Annotated in this window: 13 protein-coding genes; 5 read left to right on the top strand and 8 right to left on the bottom strand. The window is 58.4% G+C overall.

Translation table 11 applies throughout. From position 1 onward, the window contains the following. Window positions 1-22: 22 nt before the first annotated feature. From AC2FH2_RS05280 to AC2FH2_RS05250, 7 genes are all read right to left on the bottom strand, one after another. The gene (locus AC2FH2_RS05280; RefSeq protein WP_496823101.1) at window positions 23-3,088 is read right to left on the bottom strand and encodes an aminotransferase class III-fold pyridoxal phosphate-dependent enzyme; all 3,066 of its coding nucleotides are present in this window, start codon (window positions 3,086-3,088) and stop codon (window positions 23-25) included. 108 nt (window positions 3,089-3,196) lie between these two features. Beyond that, complete coding sequence (locus tag AC2FH2_RS05275) at window positions 3,197-4,069, bottom strand: NAD(P)-dependent oxidoreductase (protein ID WP_281972465.1); 873 nt, start codon at window positions 4,067-4,069, stop codon at window positions 3,197-3,199. 97 nt (window positions 4,070-4,166) lie between these two features. Further along, window positions 4,167-4,556, bottom strand: coding sequence for a Cu(I)-responsive transcriptional regulator (gene cueR, locus AC2FH2_RS05270; protein ID WP_142635768.1), 390 nt, complete (start codon window positions 4,554-4,556; stop codon window positions 4,167-4,169). Beyond that, window positions 4,553-7,033, bottom strand: a complete 2,481-nt coding sequence (locus AC2FH2_RS05265) for a heavy metal translocating P-type ATPase (RefSeq protein WP_496823100.1) — start codon at window positions 7,031-7,033, stop codon at window positions 4,553-4,555. The genes cueR and AC2FH2_RS05265 overlap by 4 nt, the downstream gene beginning before the upstream one ends. A gap of 103 nt (window positions 7,034-7,136) precedes the next feature. Next, entirely contained in the window at window positions 7,137-7,298 is a 162-nt protein-coding gene (locus AC2FH2_RS05260; protein ID WP_185956647.1) for a hypothetical protein, read from the bottom strand. Between the two features lie 47 nt (window positions 7,299-7,345). Beyond that, window positions 7,346-7,906, bottom strand: a complete 561-nt coding sequence (locus tag AC2FH2_RS05255) for a pyridoxamine 5'-phosphate oxidase family protein (RefSeq protein WP_496712049.1) — start codon at window positions 7,904-7,906, stop codon at window positions 7,346-7,348. 72 nt (window positions 7,907-7,978) lie between these two features. Then, window positions 7,979-8,443, bottom strand: coding sequence for a nuclear transport factor 2 family protein (locus AC2FH2_RS05250; RefSeq protein ID WP_496813532.1), 465 nt, complete (start codon window positions 8,441-8,443; stop codon window positions 7,979-7,981). A gap of 296 nt (window positions 8,444-8,739) precedes the next feature. Between AC2FH2_RS05250 and AC2FH2_RS05245 the strand changes: the two genes are divergently transcribed. Together AC2FH2_RS05245 and AC2FH2_RS05240 are read left to right on the top strand one after the other, a co-directional pair. Beyond that, window positions 8,740-9,315 carry a TetR/AcrR family transcriptional regulator gene (locus AC2FH2_RS05245; protein WP_496712046.1) on the top strand — a complete coding sequence of 192 codons (576 nt, stop codon included), beginning with the start codon at window positions 8,740-8,742 and terminating at the stop codon, window positions 9,313-9,315. A gap of 106 nt (window positions 9,316-9,421) precedes the next feature. After that, a complete protein-coding gene (locus AC2FH2_RS05240; RefSeq protein WP_496712043.1) occupies window positions 9,422-10,579 on the top strand; it encodes an acyl-CoA dehydrogenase family protein in 1,158 nt (385 codons plus the stop codon). 93 nt (window positions 10,580-10,672) lie between these two features. Here the strand turns inward: AC2FH2_RS05240 and AC2FH2_RS05235 are convergent, their stop codons facing one another. After that, complete coding sequence (locus AC2FH2_RS05235; RefSeq protein ID WP_496712041.1) at window positions 10,673-11,566, bottom strand: LysR substrate-binding domain-containing protein; 894 nt, start codon at window positions 11,564-11,566, stop codon at window positions 10,673-10,675. A gap of 98 nt (window positions 11,567-11,664) precedes the next feature. On the opposite strand from AC2FH2_RS05235, the gene AC2FH2_RS05230 reads away from it, so the two are divergent. The 3 genes from AC2FH2_RS05230 to AC2FH2_RS05220 are packed head-to-tail and all read left to right on the top strand — an operon-like array spanning window position 11,665 to window position 16,068. After that, complete coding sequence (locus tag AC2FH2_RS05230; RefSeq protein ID WP_496823195.1) at window positions 11,665-12,834, top strand: pyridoxal phosphate-dependent aminotransferase; 1,170 nt, start codon at window positions 11,665-11,667, stop codon at window positions 12,832-12,834. A 10-nt stretch (window positions 12,835-12,844) separates the two neighbouring features. Then, window positions 12,845-15,037 (top strand): dehydrogenase E1 component subunit alpha/beta, encoded by a 2,193-nt coding sequence (locus tag AC2FH2_RS05225; RefSeq protein WP_496823099.1) that lies wholly within the window; start codon window positions 12,845-12,847, stop codon window positions 15,035-15,037. Beyond that, window positions 15,034-16,068 (top strand): ACP S-malonyltransferase, encoded by a 1,035-nt coding sequence (locus tag AC2FH2_RS05220; RefSeq protein ID WP_496823098.1) that lies wholly within the window; start codon window positions 15,034-15,036, stop codon window positions 16,066-16,068. The genes AC2FH2_RS05225 and AC2FH2_RS05220 overlap by 4 nt, the downstream gene beginning before the upstream one ends. Window positions 16,069-16,096 lie beyond the last annotated feature (28 nt).

Here is a 16,096-nt window from a genome sequence, read left to right as displayed (position 1 = left end):
TGCGCGCCGGGGTTCCGTGCCCTCAGCAGCAGCCGCACCCTGCGTGGTGATGGTCATGATCGCATGAGGGTGGCGGGCTGTAATCACCAACTTCTGCCAGCACATCCCGTAATGCCCACAGGATCATGTCCACATCTTCCGCCTCGATCGTCAGCGGCGGGCGAATTTTCAGGATGCTGTCCTTTGGGCCTTCGCTGCCAATAAGAATCCGGTGGTCGCGCATCCGGTTTTTGACATATTGGCAGATCTCACGGCCTTCAGAGCCATCGGGGTTGATCAGTTCGACTCCAACGAACAGGCCCATGCCGCGCACATCACCGACAGATCCGAAATCGGTCTCGATCTGACGCAGGCCTGTCATCAACCTGTCGCCCATCAGGCGGGCATTGTCCTGCAAGCCTTCATCATCGACGATATCCAGAACTTCTTTGCCGATGCGGCAGGACAGGGTCGATCCGCCAAAGGTCGAAAAGAACTCGATCCCGTTATCAAAGCTGCGGGCGATCTCTTTGGTAGTAACCAGAACGCCCAATGGATGACCGTTGCCAATGGGTTTGCCCATGACCACGATATCCGGCAGCGCGCCTTGATGCTCAAAGCCGAAATAATATTCGCCCAGACGCCCCAGACCTGTCTGCACCTCGTCGGCGATGCAGACACCACCAGCGGCGCGGATTTTCTCATAAACCGCGGGCAGATAGCCTTTGGGTGGTATGATCTGCCCGCCAACTGAAGGGAAGGTCTCGGCAATGAAACCGGCAACGCCCTGACCTTTGTCCTGTAGGGCTGCAATCGCTGGGTCCACTAGATCTGCAAACTTCTGGGCGCGATCGGGGTCGTCGCGCCGGAAAGACCCTCGGTAGTCATCCGCGGCCTCAACCAGTTCCACCCAATCCGCCTGACCAACTCCGCCCGGTTTGTTGAACTTATAGGCCGAAATTGCCACGGCGGCGGTGGTATTGCCGTGATACCCGTGATCGGGCGTCACGATCCCTTTGGCGCCGGTATGGGCGCGGGCCAGCCGCAGGGCGAGCTCATTGGCTTCGGTGCCGGAATTCACAAAGAAGCAGACCTCGAGGTGATCGGGCAGCTTGGACAGAACCTTATCGGCAAAAGCCGTCTGGGCCGGATGCAGATACCGGGTGTTGGAATTCATCCGCTTGAGCTGATCTGCTGCGACAGCCTGAATGCGCGGGTGGGCGTGGCCCACATGGGGTACATTGTTATACGCATCCAGATAAGGGCGACCCCATTCGTCAAACAGGTGATGCTTCCAACCGCGTACCAGCATGACTGGATCGTCATAGGTCAGGGACAGGTTGCCTCCGAAGTGGTCCTGCCGTCCCTGCAGGATCGCCTGTTTATCGGTCGGCCGATAGAACACCTTGTCATCGGGAAGGTTCAGCAGAGCCGCCGGATTCGGGCAGACGGCGTGCCACAGTTCAAGCTCGTCAGGGTCGCCAACACCCGGCCAGTTGGCCCGCATCCCCTTCGTAGTCAGGGCCAGCTGGAAATGTACATGTGGGGCCCAGCCCCCGTTCTGTGTGACATCCCCAAGCCGTGCAAACGCCGCTCCCTGTGCGACTGGATCGCCCGGGTTCAGCCTGTCGCAGACCTCGGGGTCCAAATGTCCGTAGAGTGTATAGAACGGATCGCCTTGGGGTGTTTCGTGATGCAGGATCACCACCCCGCCATAGTCAAGGTGACTGTCGCGATTCTCGACCGCCTCGACCCGGCCACTGATCGGGGCATTCAGGACAGTGCCGGCAGGCGCGAACACATCCACCGCCAGATGCACGGTGCGTCGGTCCGAAGCTTTCCATGGCCCTTTGCGGAACCCCGGCTCTGCGTAAATCAGGCGGGGTTCATTGTAATACCCCAACCAGAAGTCTGTGCCATTTTCCTCGCCAACACGTGCCGCCTCGGCCAGGGGCATGTGGAATGGGTTTTGCGGCCACACAGAGTCTTCGACCGATAGCGAGCCCATGGGCACATCTTTTAGACCCTGTCCAAACATCTCGGCGAATTGACCGCGATGCGCGGACAGATAGGCATGGATGCGTTCGGCCCCATCGGTGACCGGCAGACTACAGGCGACGCGCAGGCGCGCTGGCATCAATCCGCCGTTGACGCTTTGGTCCTCAAGAAACCGCCAGGCCGGCGCCTGACTGATAGTGACATAAGGATCATCCGGGTTTTCAAGGGCCATCAGGGTCGAGTTCACAACCGACACAGCCAGTCGCATCCGCAAGAGAGGCCAGATCAGTTCGACTTCGTCCGCGCGCAGGGGGTTTGCCGCCTGATAGCCGCGCACCAGTGCCGCCAATGCGCGATCGGGTTGCGGATGATCCAATACGATATAGGCCCCGGCAATCGCCAGATCGCAAACGCGTGGCGCGGCACACATATCGCCAAGGTCAATCAAGCCCGACACCCCCGGGCGCTGGCCAGGCTCTGCTTCGACCAGAACGTTATAATCATTGGCGTCATTATGAATCGCCTGACTGGGCAAGCCTGCCAACTTGTCTGATATCGCATTGAATTCGGAACATATCTCGGCCAGCACTGCCTGCCGTGCGGGGCTACTAACGGTGTCCAGATGCTGTTCGATCCACCCTGCCTGCGTCAGATTCCATTTGAAATCGCCCCGGGCCAAACCCTCATGAGTGAACCGCTCTAATGCACGGTCTGTAGCACCCAGAACGCGACCCAGCTTTAGGATCAACTCTTCGGATTTGGGTGCCGATTTCGCATAGCATTGCCCAGGCAGGCATTCCAGCAACCAAACAAGGCGCGGTACCCCCTCGTGATCTTCGATCCGGGGCAGATAATCCCCCTGCAAATCGGGAAACACTGTAGGAAATGGCAGCCCCGGTGCTTCTGAGGCGATATGTTCCAAGGCTTTGACCTGGAGGTCCACAAGCTCTGCTTCGCATCCGGGGCGCATGACTTTCAGAACATAATCCTGTCCGTTGGTTGCCCGGACCAGAAAATTAAGATCGTATTCGCCGTCCAATCTGGTCAGCCGCGCGTCCAGCCCCCAGTCTTGCCGCAAAGCATTAGCCCAAAATGCGATGATGTCGTTCATTTGAAACCCTGTCCCAGTAAACCGGGGTCCTTTTCATCTGGCTAAAAATATCTTCGGGAGTGAATTGGCCCTGCGGGCCAAGAGGGGGCAGACAGCCCCCTTTTCCCGTTACCCCAATGCGCGCAACCGTTTAATAAGCGAGGAAGTATCCCAGCGATTCCCGCCCATTTTCTGCACATCCTTATAGAACTGATCAACCAAAGCCGTCACCGGCAGGGATGCCCCTGTTTCATCTGCGGTATCCAAGCAAATTCCCAGATCCTTGCGCATCCAGTCCACCGCGAAACCGTGCTCGAAATGATCGTCCAACATGGTTTCATAGCGGTTCGCCATCTGCCAACTGCCTGCGGCCCCCTGACTGATCACTTCCACAACCGCCCGGCCATCCAGCCCGGCTTTTTCGGCAAAATGCAGCGCCTCGCTGAGGCCCTGAACCAGTCCGGCAATGGCGATCTGGTTGCACATCTTGGTCATCTGACCGGCACCACTGTCCCCAATGCGGCGACAGATTTTGGAATAGACCTGCATAATGGGCTCGGCCGCGTCATAGGCAGCCTGATCCCCCCCGCACATGATCGACAGAACGCCGTTTTCAGCCCCGGCCTGACCGCCCGAAATCGGCGCGTCCACAAAGGCAATCCCTGCGGCTTTGCCCGCGCCATAAAGCTCTCGGGTTACCTTTGCCGAGACGGTCGTATGGTCGACGAAAACCGCGCCGCTTGACATTGCGCCGAAGGCACCATCGTCGCCGGTGCAGACCATGCGCAGATCATCGTCATTGCCCACACAAGCCATGACAAACTCGGCTCGCTCAGCCGCCTCGCGCGGGGTAGCGGCCATTGAGCCGCCATATTGGGCGACCCAAGCCTCGGCCTTAGCGGTTGTTCGGTTGAAAACCGTGACCTCATGACCTGCAGCCTGCAGGTGGCCGGCCATTGGATATCCCATGACACCCAAACCAAGGAACGCAACTTTTGCCATTTGGTGAACCTCTCTGCTGTCCGGGTCCGGTCAGACGCCGCAAGCCGGATTGTTTGGCAGAGACAAAGCAAAGCTGAAGACAAAGGGCAACCCCGTGTCAGGGTTGTCCGCCCAAATCCTTCAGGATCGGACAATCAGGCCTGTCGTCGCCGGCGCAGGCGTCAATTAAATGACCCAACGTATCGCGCATCGCATTAAGGTCGGCGATCTTCGCTTCGATCTGGACCATATGCGCGCGGGCAACCTTCTTCACATCTGCACTTGCGCGGGTTTCATCCTCATACAAGGCCATCAGGGTCCGGCAATCTTCGATCGTAAATCCCAATGCGCGGGCCCGGCCCAAAAAGTTCAGTTTGTGCACATCCTGACTGCGGAACCGGCGATAGCCATTATCATCGCGCAGCGGTTTGATCAGTCCGATATCTTCGTAATAGCGGATGGTCTTGGCCGGGAGACCGGTTTGGTTGGAAACGTCGCCGATATTCATGACGTCACCATTTGTGGAGCCGCCGTATGTGATCCCTCGGGCAGGCTGGCGCGAACCCTGCGAAGTCGCAACGCGTTGGTGACGACAAAGACGCTGGACAAAGCCATGGCTCCAGCCGCCAGAACCGGGGAAAGAAGCGGGCCGCCAAAAGGATACAGAATCCCGGCGGCGACAGGGATCAGCAAAACATTATATCCAAACGCCCAGCCCAGATTCTGTTGGATATTGCTCATGGTCCGGCGACTGATTTCGACTGCATTGGCAACCGCGCGCAGATCGCCCGACATCAGCACCACATCCGCCGTTTCAATCGCCACATCTGTACCCGTGCCGATAGCGATGCCGACATCCGCCGCAGCCAATGCCGGGGCGTCGTTAATCCCGTCACCGACAAAGGCCAGCTCTCCGAACTGGTCGCGCAGGGCGTTGATTGTAGCGAGCTTTCCGTCCGGCAGGACCTCGGCTGTGACATGATCGATGCCCAGCTTGTCTGCCAAAGCCTGCGCAGTCAGGGCGTTGTCCCCGGTGACCATCGCCAGCGTTAGCCCCATAGTGTGCAGCCGGTGCAAAGCTTCGATCGTGCCCGGTTTGACCGGATCCGAGACCGTAAGAAGTGCCGCAGCCTGACCGTTGATCGCGACGAATACGGGGGTTGCCCCTTCGGCGGCATGCTGGTCGGCCTGTTGGCTCAGCGCGGATAGATCAATGCCGTTCTGCGCCATTAATCTGGGTGAGCCGATCAGCAGATCGTGCCCATCGACAGACGCGCGGGCGCCCAGCCCAGTCAACGATTCAAAGCCGGCGATAGGGGGCAGGTCCGCCGGTCCGGCCCGCGTGATGGCCGTGGCAATCGGATGCTCGGATCGCGCCTCGACCGCAGCGGCCAGCCGTAAAACGGTATCGCGGTCAAACCCATTTATGGTCGTGACATTCGCCAGTTCAGGGCGCCCCAGTGTCAGAGTCCCGGTCTTGTCCAAAGCGATGATCTTGGCCTGTTGCAACTGCTGCAAAGCATCGCCTTTGCGGAACAGCACGCCCAGTTCAGCCGCGCGCCCCGTGCCCACCATGATCGACGTCGGAGTCGCCAGCCCCATGGCGCAGGGGCAGGCAATGATCAAAACCGAAACCCCTGCGACCAGCGCCATCGGCAAGGCAGGCGCAGGGCCAAAGATCAGCCAGATCGCAATGGTCAGTAGGGCAACGCCAATCACAACGGGAACAAACCACGCCGTGATCCGGTCGACTAGCCCCTGTATCGGCAACTTGGCACCCTGAGCTTGCTGAACCATCTGGATGACCTGCGCCAGCACCGTTTCGGACCCAACACGCGTGGCGCGCACGCGCAGCGCGCCCGTGCCGTTGACCGTGCCCCCTATCACCTGATCTTCGGCCGATTTCCCTATAGGAACGGGTTCGCCGGTAATCATGCTTTCATCCACGTATGAGGTGCCGTCCAACACCTGAGCATCGACTGGGACGCGCTCTCCGGGTCGGATCTGCAGCACATCGCCAACCAGTATTTCGGATATGGGTCGATCGACCGTGCCCCCGTCCTGTTCTAGCCGGGCTGTTTTCGGTTGAAGCCCGACCAGTTTGCGAATGGCGGCCCCGGTCCGGCCTTTTGCCCGCGCCTCCATCGCGCGACCCAGCAGGATAAGGACCACGATGACCGAGGCGGCCTCGTAATACACATTTGCACTGCCTTGTGGCAGAACCTGAGGCGCAAAGGTGGCCAGGACGGAATACAGATAGGCGGCACCGGTTCCCATCGCGACCAGCGCATTCATATCAGGTGTCCTGCGCAGCAAGGCCGGGATACCCTTGGCATAGAACACCCTTCCGGGGCCGATCAGCAGAACCGACGTCAGGACAAACTGGATGATATGGCTGGTCTGAATCCCGATTGTTGCCTGAACCCAGTGATGAAAGGCTGGGATCATGTGCCCGCCCATCTCGAGTATAAACACGGGCAAAGCCAGCGCCGCAGCGATCAGGGTGGTGCGGATCAGCGCAGAGGCTTCGCCCGGTTTCTCATCGTTGCTTTCGGCCATCCTGGAAGGGTGCGCCGGATAGCCCGCTTTAGTGCTTAGCTGCGCCAGCTTCACAGGATCAGTTGCCCCGTCGGCAAAACGAATGGTCGCGGTTTCAGTGGCCAGGTTGACCCGAGCACTTATGACGGCCGGATCTGCGCAGAGTGCTCGTTCAATCCTTGCGACGCAAGAAGCACAACTCACTCCGTCAATCTGCAGAACGGCTTCTGCCACAGACACCGGATAACCAGCTTTGTCCAGCGCGCCGGTCAGGTCGCTGATCGGCCCGTCATAAGTGACCTGTGCAGTCTCGGTTGGGAAGTTGACCGAAGCCTCGGTAACCCCGGGAACATTGCGCAACGCAGATTCCACGCGGCCTACGCAGGATGCGCAGCTCATTCCGGTGACCTTCAGTCTGATAGTATGTGAGTTGGCCAATCGACTCATCCTGTCCTGTTTCCAACCCTAGATGGGGGTTCCAGTCACAGGAAGGTCAAGGGCAGAGATCATGATTCAGGCACAATCTCTTGTTTCGAGGGCCGTACGGTTCTTAGTCTTGGGCCAGTTTTTCCAGCAGCAGCGAATTATAAAGCGCGGGCGGGGATGTCCGAACAGCTTCGGGAGATGCGAAAAACCCCAGCATAAGAAAGGCAATCGACAGAGCGAAACCAAACAGGACTATGAAGGCTCGGTGAAGCGTTAACGTTATCATGGTGTCAGTCCTTGAATCACAAGTTGGGGAATGCTTGGCACTGGGGCTTATTTCTTATTTTCCAGTTCCCGTTTCAGCCGGTCATTTTCCGCCTGAAGTTGGGCCAGCTGCTGGCCCAATTCGTTCAGGTGGGGGCGCAGCTCGGCCTCGGTAAATCGTGGGGTAATGTGACTTGGGCAATTCCAGTCCAGACCTTCGACCTTGATAATGACGGCGCGTTCGGCCGGGGTCTGGGTGCCTTCGGGGGAGAGGCTGGCAGCCGCCGCAGCGCCTTCGGCAATTTCGACACGCCCAAGTATTTTCAGGCGTCGCTGGTTGGCATAATCCATCAGGATCAGCGCAACCCGGTCATTGCCATCCAAATTCCCGCGCGAGATATACTGTTTGTTGCCCGAAAGATCAGCATACCCAATGGTCTGCGCATCAAGTACTCGTAAAAACCCCGCGGGTCCGCCACGATACTGCACATATGGCCAGCCGGTCTCGGACACGGTTGATTGGTAGAACCCGTCGCGGGCCTCGATGAACTCTTTTTCGGCGGCTCTGATTTCGTGACCCTGCACAGAGCCGCTTTCCAGGAATTTCGCATAGGTTTTTGCCGATCCCATCCTTTCTTGATGGGTGAGAACGGCAGGCGTGAAGGTTAGTTTGGAAAAAGCACGTGGCATAATAGGTCCTTTCTACAGGCCCAGATCAGACAGGCCGGGATGGTCGTCAGGGCGCGGACCAAGAGGCCAAAGGAAAACCCGATCCTGTTGCCTGATCGGAAGGTCGTTCAGCGAGGCATGACGTTTGGCCATCCGACCATCCCTATCGAATTCCCAGTTCTCGTTACCATATGAGCGGAACCACTGGCCGCTGTCGTTCCGCCATTCATAGGCATAGCGCACGGCAATACGGTTTTCCGAATAGGCCCAGAGTTCTTTGATCAGCCGGTACTCCTGCTCATTTCTCCACTTGCGGGTCAAAAGCGCGTGAATTTCAGCATAGCCCGCGACAAACTCGGCCCGATTCCGCCATTGGCTGTCCTCGGTATAGGCGGGCGTCACGATATCCGGATCGCGGCTGTTCCAAGCATTTTCAGCCATGCGGACCTTTTGTGTAGCGGTCTCAGCAGTGAATGGCGGCAGAGGGGGGCGGCTCATGTCATGATCCTTCAGGTCAGCGATGCAGCGAGCAGCGCAAGGGTCAACAGAATTGGGATGTACTGGCGGTTGAAGGGGCTGGTACGGCGTTTCATGACGGCTCCATGGTTAACTGATCGGTACATCATGTTGTTAAGGTGTACTGATCGGTACCTATTTGCAAGGGGCGCCTGTAAAATATCTAAAATTTTTCTCTATCCAGGTGGAAAATAAAGAGAATTTCCTGAACATTGGTGGCCCTTGCGGATTATGGAGGGTACAATTATGTACAGATCGGTACGTATAGGAGGCGAATCATGCGCCCAAACAAAAGGGATGAGCTGGTCCGCAAGGCCCTAAAGGTCTTTTATCGTGACGGTTTTCATGCGACCGGCATGGACAAGCTGGTGGCTGAGACGGGTGTGTCGAAGACTTCGATGTACAAACATTTCCGCACCAAGGAAGATCTGATACTGGCGGCTTTGCGCTTGCGGGACGAGAATTTCCGCAACTGGTTCATGCGTCGTGTCGAGGAATTGGCCGACACCCCTGCGGACCAGTTGATTTCAAGCTTTGATGCACTGGGCGAGTGGTTCGCCGAAGACGGGTTTCGCGGCTGCATGTTCATCAAGGCTGGCGCCGAGTTCCAGGAGAAAGAGCACCCGATCCACGTGCAGGCGGCGGAGCACAAGCGGTTGTTGTTGGAATATTTCACGGATCTGGCCCGCAAAGCCGGTGCCTTCGACCCTGAAAGCCTGGGATGTCAGATTCTTCTGCTGAAAGAAGGGGCAATCGTGACGGCGGTTCTGTTGAAAAGCTGTGATCCCGCGCAAGATGCCAAAGCTGCAGCGCGGGTCTTGCTGGAAAACGCGTTGGCCGCACCGATCCCGTGACCCGGCGAAATCTTCCAAAAGACGTTGCGTAGCGTTTCATCCAACGCATTGGATTACTTGGCGGTCCAAATTACGCTGGCAGCAAGTTGATCTTGGAGGATGCGCAATGTCTCTTATTACCCCTACATCCAGCTGGGTGTCAGAAGAGCACCAGATGTTTGCCGAAATGGCGGACCGTTTCATGCAGGACGAACTGGTGCCCAATATCGAGCGCTGGACCGAAAACGGGGTTGTTGATCGTGCGTTCTGGCGCAAGGCCGGTGACATGGGACTGATGGCTGGCGCGATCACCGAAGAACACGGCGGTGTCGGTGGTGGCATGGGATTTGATGCTCTGACCATGTACGCCCAGACCTCGCACGGAGATTCCGGTTGGGGCTATGCGATCCAGTCGATTGTCATCCACTATATCACCGCTTATGGCAGCGAAGATCAAAAATTGAAATGGCTGCCGAAACTCGCCTCGGGCGAGATGGTCGGCGCGCTGGCCATGACAGAGCCCGGAACCGGTTCGGATGTGCAGTCGATCCGCACAACTGCAGAAAAGAACGGTAACTCCTACTGTCTGAACGGATCCAAGATCTTTATCACCAATGGGCAATCTGCGGACTTGATCCTTGTGGCCGCAAAGACCGACAAGACCCAAGGGTCGAAAGGGGTATCGTTGGTCGCGGTCGAAACGCAGGGCGCAGATGGGTTCCGCAAGGGGCGGAACCTCAAGAAACTGGGCATGAAGTCCAATGACACGGCCGAGCTGTTCTTTGAGGACGTCAAGGTCCCGATGACAAACCTGATTGGTGCGGAAGAGGGGCAGGGTTTTTACCAGATGATGCGGCAACTTCCCTGGGAACGCCTGACGATTGCAATCGGTGCCCTGGGTGCGATTGATTTCGCGATTGCCGAAACAGTGAAATACACGCAGGAGCGCAAAGCCTTCGGTCAGCGCGTGATGGATTTCCAAAATACCCGCTTCAAGCTTGCCGAGTGTAAAACCAAGGCCGAAGTGCTGCGCAGTTTTGTCAACGACTGTATTGCTCGGCTTGAGGCTGGAACTTTGGATGCATCGACCGCGTCGATGGCCAAATACTGGGGGTCTGAGGTGCAGAATGAGATCATGCATGAATGTCTGCAGCTGTTTGGTGGCTATGGGTTCATGATGGAATATCCGATTGCTCGGCTTTATGCGGATGCGCGGGTTCAGATGATCTATGGCGGGACAAATGAGATCATGAAGGAACTCATCGCTCGGTCGTTGGACACGTAATCCTGTTTGGAACGCTCCCGCCCCGATCCCTGTCGCCCACAGGACGCAAGGTCGAAGGCCGCGCAGTTTTCTAGGGTGGTCGGAATGACTCGGTCACGAGATTTGGTCGACCTGGCCTTGCAGCCAAGAACAGAACGACTTCAGCGGCTCGGATGCCACCCGGGATTGCGGCCAGACCAGAAAGAAATCGCCCAGACTGACGCCCGGGCCTTTCCAGGCGGGAACGAGCCGCCCGGTTTTCAGGTCGTCTTCGACCAGATAGCTGGGCAGCAGCGCCACCCCAAGCCCATGAATTGTGGCTTGTCCCATGGTCGAGAATTGGTCGAACAACATGCCGCCAAGCCCGGATGCCACAAGCCCTTGTGCGGCAAACCATTGCTCCCAGGCATCAGGGCGCGTTTCCAGGTGCAGCAGCGGGGCATTCATTAGCCAGTCAATCTGTTCGGGTTTTTTTGGCAGAATTTCCGGAGCGCAAACCGGTACAACGTTTTCACGCATGATCGGCAGGTAGTTGACGCCGTGCCAATCTCGACGCCCGAAATGAATCGCGGCGTCGAAATGTTCCGTTTCGAAATCGAAGGGGCGAAGCCGGGTGTTCAGATTGACGGTCACCTCGGGATGTCGGCGAGCAAAGTCCTGAAGACGCGGCGCCAGCCAATGCATCCCAAACGCTGGCAGGATCGACAGGTTCAGCGATCCTCCGGTCGGATTGGCTCTGAGTTTTAGGGAGGCCTGCGCCAGTTGGTGCAAGCTTTTGCGCGCGACCTGAACGTATTCTTTTGCCGCCGGGGTAAGCTGCAGCCGCATCTGGGTTCGCTGGATCAGTTCGATGCCCAGCTGTTCCTCCATCGACTTGAGCTGTCGGCTGATGGCGCTTTGGGTCAGCGAAAGCTCTTCCGCTGCCGCCGAAGCACTGCCAAGGCGGTCAACGGCCTCGAGTGCCAGCAGAGAGGGGATAGACGGCAGAAAACGACGGGGGGCGATCATATGATAATTCCTCATACCTTTCGGATGGAATATCACTGGCTTTTAGGGCCCGCCAGCCCGATACCAAATGAATATTTTGGTCAAGAGAGACGTTGGCAGTGTCCAGGGATATCGCAGCAGATAGTTTTAGGCGTGCAGACAGGCTGCGCGGGATTGAGTTGTCAGAGATTGTTCAGATCTCTGAGCAGGCTGCGCGCCTTAAGGCGCAGGGTGTCGATGTGGTCGCGCTCAGTACTGGCGAACCTGATTTTCCGACCCCTGAACATGTGGTCGAAGCGGCCCATAAAGCGGCGCTGGCCGGGCAAACACGGTACCCGGCGACGGCAGGGGCGCCGGACCTTCGGACGGCTATCGCCGTCGGGGCCAGTGTCCAGCCGGAAAACGTGATCGTCTCGACCGGGGCCAAACAGGTATTGTCCGGGGCGCTGATGGCCACGCTCGATCCCGGGGATGAAGTTATTACCGCGGCGCCGTTCTGGACCAGCTATGCGGATATGGTCAGGCTGTCCGGCGGTATTCCGGTTGTCCTGGACTGTCCGGTTTCTCAGGGGTTCAAGCTGACCCCAGCACAGCTTGAGGCCGCAATTACGCCGCGCACTCGCTGGCTTTTGCTGAACACGCCCTCAAACCCGACCGGCGCGGTCTATACTGAATCGGAAATGCAGGCCCTGGGTCGTGTTTTGGACAGGCATCCCAATGTTTGGGTGATCTCGGATGAGATTTACCAACACCTGACCTATGTTCCCTTCACGCCATTTGTTCAGGCCATGCCGCATCTGGCGGATAGAGTGCTGACCGTAAATGGAGTTTCCAAGGCCTATTCGATGACCGGGTGGCGGATCGGTTGGGGAATCGGGCCATCACCCTTGATCAAGGCGATGACCGCTGTTCAGGGGCAGATTACATCAGGCGCATGTTCCATCGCGCAGGCGGCAGCATTGGCTGCGATTACCGGGCCGCAAACGCTTTTGGGCGAACGCCTGCAGGCGATGCGAGCACGCCGTGATCTTGTGGTTGCTAGGTTGAATGCCGCGGGTCTGGAGTGTGCCGTTCCGGATGGCGCGTTCTATGTCTTTCCCAAAACACCGGCTGAAATGCCGGTCGATCATGAATTCTGCCGGTATCTGCTGGACGAAGTCGGGGTGGCACTGGTGCCGGGGCGTGCCTTTGGTTTGCCGGGCCATCTGCGGCTTTCTTTTGCTTACGCCACCGAAAGCCTGCAAGAAGGGTTGCGGCGCATTTCTGTTGCGACCGCCAGATTGAAGTAGAGGGGCCGCCATGGATCGCGCTCAGATCGTTCATGAGAATTTCCTGACACGTGTGGCGCAGCACCACCTGCCTGACGGCGCCGCACCGCGACCGGGATTAAGCAACGCCGATGCGGTGTCGCTGTACCGGTCTCAGGTTCTCAGCCGGGCACTGGACCGTACCAGCCGCGCGATGCAGAAGGCGGGGCAGGGGTTCTATACCATCGGCTCGTCCGGGCATGAGGGCATGGCGGCTGTCGCCCATGCTCTGCGGCCCACGGACATCGCGTTTCTGCACTACCGGGATGCCGCCTTTCAGATCGCGCGATCCGAACAGGTGCCGGGTCAGCAAATCGCTTGGGATATGTTGCTGAGTTTCGCCTGCTCGAAAGAGGACCCGATCTCGGGTGGTCGGCACAAGGTACTGGGCTCGAAGGCACTGATGATCCCGCCGCAGACCTCGACCATCGCCAGCCATCTGCCGAAAGCTGTGGGTGCGGCCTATTCCCTGGGTGCAGCGCGGCGGCACCCGCCCGAACATCGCGAGCTGCCACAGGACGGGATCGCGATGTGTTCGTTCGGGGATGCGTCGGCCAATCATTCCACTGCGCAGGGGGCGATCAATACGGCGGGGTGGACCAGCGTACAGTCGACCCCTCTGCCGCTGTTGTTCGTCTGTGAGGATAACGGGATCGGTATTTCAGTCAGAACGCCAAAGGGATGGATTCAGGCGTCGATGGAGCACCGCCCGGGGATCAAGTATTTCCAGGCCAACGGTTTGGATATTTTCGAAACCTATGCGGTTGCGAAAGAGGCAGCGGAATACGTGCGCACTCGGCGCAAACCGGCTTTCCTGCATCTGAAAACCGTTCGGCTTTATGGCCATGCGGGCGCAGACGTCCCGACGACCTATATGGCGAAATCCGAGGTCGAAGCTGATGAGGCAAATGATCCGCTGCTGCATTCGGTGCGGCTGTTGGATCAGGCCGGGGTGCTATCGCCGGATCAGGCGCTGAAGATCTATCAAGACACTTGCGCCCGCACCGACAGGGTCGCGGCACAGGCTGTGACCCGCCCGCATCTGACTACCGCTTCCGAGGTCATGGCCAGCCTGATCCCGCCAAAGCGTGACTGCAAACCCACCAATGGTCCGGGGGCCGAGGCCCGTTCAGCCGCTTTTGGCGGCGACATGCGCGCGATGGACGATCCTCAGCCGATGAGTCGTCTGATCAACTGGGCACTGACCGATCTAATGCTGGAACACGCCGAGATCGTGTGCATGGGCGAAGATGTGGGACGCAAGGGTGGCGTCTATGGCGTGACCCAAAAGCTGCAACAGCGGTTCGGCCCGGATCGGGTGATCGACACGCTGTTGGACGAACAGTCCATCCTGGGGCTGGCCATCGGTATGGGGCATAACGGCTTTGTCCCGATCCCTGAAATTCAGTTTCTGGCCTATCTCCACAATGCCGAGGACCAGATCAGGGGCGAGGCCGCGACCTTGCCCTTTTTCTCGAACGGGCAATTTACCAATCCGATGGTCCTGCGGATCGCCGGGCTGGGATATCAGAAGGGTTTCGGGGGGCATTTCCATAACGATAACTCTCTGGCCGTTCTGCGCGATATTCCTGGTGTGATCATTGCCTGCCCCTCGACCGGTTCGGACGCGGTGCAGATGCTTCGAGAATGCGTAAGGCTGGCCCGCGAAGAGCAGCGCGTCGTGGTATTCTTGGAACCCATTGCGCTTTATCCGATGCGCGACCTCCATCAGGCACAAGATGCCGGATGGATGACGACCTATCCTTCGCCGGATCGCAGCATCCGCCTGGGCGAGGTCGGTGTACAGGGGGACGGCACCGATCTGGCGATTGTGACCTATGGCAATGGCCACTACCTGTCGCAGCAAGCCTTGCCCGAACTTGAGGCCGCAGGAATCCGAACCCGGATTATCGACATGCGATGGTTGGCTCCATTACCTGCAGAAGCGTTGCGCGAGGCCACCAAAACCTGTGCGCATATTCTGGTCGTTGACGAATGCCGTCGGACCGGAAGCCAGTCAGAAGCGCTGACAACTTTCTTCGTCGAAGAAAGCCCCGACACCCCAATCGCCCGTGTAGTGGCAGAAGACAGCTTTATCGCGACCGGGCCTGCATATGCTGCGCCATTGCCGTCAAAGGATAATATTGTCGCCGCCGCGATCAATCTGACTGGAAACCGCTCATGACCCGTACCGCCGTTGTGATCTGCCCGGGTCGGGGCACCTATAACAAGGCCGAGCTGGGTTATTTGCACCGTCATCACGCAAACCGAATGCAGATGATTGGCGGGTTTGACGCCATCCGCGCCAATGCGGGGCAAGCGGCAGTCACGGCGCTGGACGGTGCCGATCGGTTCACGGTCAGCGAGTATTCGCGCGGTGATGTGGCCTCACCTCTGATCTACGCGGCATCTCTGGCTGATGCTCAGGTGCTGGCCGATGACATTGAAGTGGTGGCTGTCACCGGCAACTCGATGGGCTGGTACATCGCCCTCGCCGTCGGAGGCGCGGTGTCGCCCGAGAATGGCTTTCGTGTGGTGAACACAATGGGGACGCTGATGCAAGACCACCTAATTGGTGGGCAGCTCGTATACCCGTTTTCAGACGATAGCTGGGTGGCTGATCCTCAGCGTAAGGCTGAATTGCTGGCGGATGTGGCGCAGATCAACGCGCAGGACGGTCAGGTGCTGGCATTGTCGATTGATTTGGGCGGAATGCTGGTTCTAGCGGGTAACGAAGAGGGCTTGCGCGCGTTCGAGGCATCGTGGCCGAGCGTGCAAGACAGGTTCCCCATGAGGTTGGCAAATCACGCCGCATTTCACACCCACCTCCAAGCTCCGGTGGCTGCGGAAGGGCGCACGCAACTTGGTGCGGAGCTGTTCAAACAACCTGACCGGCCTCTGATCGACGGGCGTGGCAAAATCTGGTGGCCGGGTGCGACGGACACGCACGCACTGTGGGATTACACCCTGGGACATCAGGTGACCGCGGCCTATGACTTCACCCGCGCAATCCAGACCGCCGCGCGCGAATTCGCGCCTGACCTGTTCATCGTGACAGGCCCCGGAGCGACTTTGGGCGGTGCCGTTGCGCAATCGCTGGTTCTGGCCGGGTGGCAGGGGATGTGCGATCGGGCAGCGTTTCAGTCGCAGCAAGAGGCGCGGCCTTTCCTGATCGCGATGGGGCGTGAGGATCAAAGGGCTCTTGCGACGACCTGATCCCGCGTCCTAATGGTTTTTGACACCG

Source organism: Ruegeria sp. YTSA105, from assembly GCF_059610225.1.
The sequence above is the reverse complement of the archived record's forward strand: the minus strand, read 5'-3'. Positions and strand labels throughout refer to the sequence as shown.

Coding starts and splice junctions, on each gene's coding strand:
- AC2FH2_RS05260 (WP_185956647.1), bottom strand. CDS start 7,298: ATGATAACGTTAACGCTTCACCGAGCCTTCATAGTCCTGTTTGGTTTC.
- AC2FH2_RS05255 (WP_496712049.1), bottom strand. CDS start 7,906: ATGGGATCGGCAAAAACCTATGCGAAATTCCTGGAAAGCGGCTCTGTG.
- AC2FH2_RS05225 (WP_496823099.1), top strand. CDS start 12,845: ATGGATCGCGCTCAGATCGTTCATGAGAATTTCCTGACACGTGTGGCG.
- AC2FH2_RS05245 (WP_496712046.1), top strand. CDS start 8,740: ATGCGCCCAAACAAAAGGGATGAGCTGGTCCGCAAGGCCCTAAAGGTC.
- cueR (WP_142635768.1), bottom strand. CDS start 4,556: ATGAATATCGGCGACGTTTCCAACCAAACCGGTCTCCCGGCCAAGACC.
- AC2FH2_RS05275 (WP_281972465.1), bottom strand. CDS start 4,069: ATGGCAAAAGTTGCGTTCCTTGGTTTGGGTGTCATGGGATATCCAATG.
- AC2FH2_RS05265 (WP_496823100.1), bottom strand. CDS start 7,033: ATGAGTCGATTGGCCAACTCACATACTATCAGACTGAAGGTCACCGGA.
- AC2FH2_RS05280 (WP_496823101.1), bottom strand. CDS start 3,088: ATGAACGACATCATCGCATTTTGGGCTAATGCTTTGCGGCAAGACTGG.
- AC2FH2_RS05235 (WP_496712041.1), bottom strand. CDS start 11,566: ATGATCGCCCCCCGTCGTTTTCTGCCGTCTATCCCCTCTCTGCTGGCA.
- AC2FH2_RS05220 (WP_496823098.1), top strand. CDS start 15,034: ATGACCCGTACCGCCGTTGTGATCTGCCCGGGTCGGGGCACCTATAAC.
- AC2FH2_RS05250 (WP_496813532.1), bottom strand. CDS start 8,443: ATGAGCCGCCCCCCTCTGCCGCCATTCACTGCTGAGACCGCTACACAA.
- AC2FH2_RS05240 (WP_496712043.1), top strand. CDS start 9,422: ATGTCTCTTATTACCCCTACATCCAGCTGGGTGTCAGAAGAGCACCAG.